Genomic DNA, 1,181 nt, shown 5'->3' with positions numbered 1-1,181 from the left:
AACACCTTGGCGGGCAAGGGTTTTTACAGGATTTTCCTGATACACCAAGCTATGGGCTGCCGTCGTCTTAATCAGGTTCCCGGCGCTGCCCAGATCCCCCACACCCAAGCTTAGCCCTTGCACTGCAAGGCTTTTCCCCGCTGCCTTGAGCATATCCGAGAGCTGGAGGGATTCGTGGTTGGCCAGAGACTCCAGGCCTCCCTTCTGGATGAAGGCCTGAGCGGACGCTGCAAGCACGCCAGAGGCAAGACCTCCGCTGGCCCCTGCCAGAGCTGCAATGCCCACCCCCAGAGCGGCCTTAAAGGCAGGCTTAAAGGTAGTACGAGGTCTCTGGGATTCTTCAGTAATAGAGGGCACGACCGTGTGGTGAATCTCGGTAAATTCTGGGCGAGGCAGGATTTCCATACCCGGGGGGCGCTGGCCCGTTGTGGAGATGACCTCCAGGTGCGGCGTATCCACACTAAGCCTCCCTTGCACCGAGCAATCTATATAGTCCACCCCTTGGCCTTGGCGAGCCTGGATTTTCTGAAGAATCTTGATATCTCGGGTCACCGAAACTTTCTCAAATCCATCCTGCCCCAGGGCGGGGGTCAGAAGGAGCTCCTCGCGAGCCTCAATGCAAGAGGAATGAAACACCGAACTGGAGCCCGTATCCTCCTTCTTGTCTACCCAAAAGGAAAAGCGCATCCAAAAGAGTTTAGCCATCATGGCCATGGAGCTTTAGGAATTCAGTTTTTATGATTTCAATACGATCTAAAACTTTTTTCGCACCATCAATTGCTTTTTCCTTAGATGCTTTTTGATGGTCTTCCAACTCTTCTTGAGTTTCTTGAATAACAAAATCTAATATTTGTTTAAAAGAATCCTTTTGTACTAAATATAAATTTTTAATCAAAGGTTGATCTTCAAAAAAATTATTAAAATTGTCGTACAGCATACCATAAAAAAACCATTTAACAGCACTCATAGCCCTTGGTACCAGTTCATGAATACACCCCAACAGCACGGGAATGTAGTCTTCCCCAAAATAATCTGCATCGGTAATGCCATTACACAATGGCTCACTAGAATAATCTTCCATAAATACCAGGTCTTGGTCCGTATCATCGGAAGGTACATACTTCAGCAATGGGGGGATTACGGAAGGGTCTCCGTGATTAAAAATTGCACTTAATACAAAA

At 47.8% G+C, this 1,181-nt stretch carries 1 protein-coding gene and 1 pseudogene; both read right to left on the bottom strand.

The window, feature by feature from the left end:
• On the bottom strand, nt 1-708 hold a 708-nt coding region (locus tag HCUR_RS00175; RefSeq protein ID WP_129591776.1), incomplete at its 3' end, for a hypothetical protein.
• Nucleotides 698-1,181 (bottom strand): annotated as a pseudogene (locus HCUR_RS08015) (hypothetical protein); the annotation flags it as partial. The gene HCUR_RS00175 and the pseudogene HCUR_RS08015, both read right to left, overlap by 11 nt.

It is taken from the genome of Holospora curviuscula, from assembly GCF_002930195.1.
In the GTDB taxonomy this organism is placed as follows: Bacteria; Pseudomonadota; Alphaproteobacteria; order Holosporales; family Holosporaceae; genus Holospora; species Holospora curviuscula.
Note: the sequence above shows the minus strand (reverse complement) of the source record. Positions and strands in the feature narration are given on the sequence as shown.